This window comes from Neisseria sp. P0021.S005, assembly GCF_051956955.1.
In genome coordinates this window covers 1-607 of record NZ_JBQCWY010000862.1, presented here as the reverse complement: position 1 = coordinate 607, position 607 = coordinate 1, and the positions used below count along the sequence as shown (strand labels likewise).

Genomic DNA, 607 nt, shown 5'->3' with positions numbered 1-607 from the left:
GTTCCATTCGCTGCTGGCAGTATCCATGGGCTCTGTATTTATGGGTGCGCTCACTTATATCGGTAATGCGCCGAACTTCATGGTCAAAGCCATTGCCGAACAACGCGGCGTGCCGATGCCTTCCTTCTTCGGCTACATGGCATGGTCGGTGATTGTATTGGTACCGCTGTTTGCCCTGCATACGATGATTTTCTTCGTTTGGCAGCTCTTTTAAACTTAGAGGCCGTCTGAAATTCAGACGGCCTTTTTTATTTTCAGCTATATCATCAAATATAGCGTTTAAATATCAATCAGTTAAAAATTATTTCTCTTAACACTCGATTACACATTCCTACTTTTTTCCCACTTTTCCCGTAAAAATAAGCGTAAAACTGACATAAAGCAGCCTATACCTGATAAAATCTAAAGCTTTGTTGTTTGCGTTTATTCGTTGTTTTTATAGCAAACCTCTGCTTTTTTCAGACGGCCCATCCTTTGTTTCGAAGCATTACATGCCGTCTGAAAAAAAACAGTCCGACATCCGAATCTCAACCCACCAAAAAGTAACGCATCCTTATGATTAAGATAAAAAAAGGCTTAGACCTGCCTATCGCGGGCAGACCGGAGC

The 607-nt window shown here is 42.0% G+C and carries 1 protein-coding gene; it reads left to right on the top strand.

Translation table 11 applies throughout. The annotated features are described in order from the left end of the window. Positions 1–214, top strand: a 214-nt coding sequence (locus ACTHUE_RS19820) for a sodium:proton antiporter (protein ID WP_440424259.1), incomplete at its 5' end; no start/stop codon positions are given. Between the last annotated feature and the right edge of the window lie 393 nt (positions 215–607).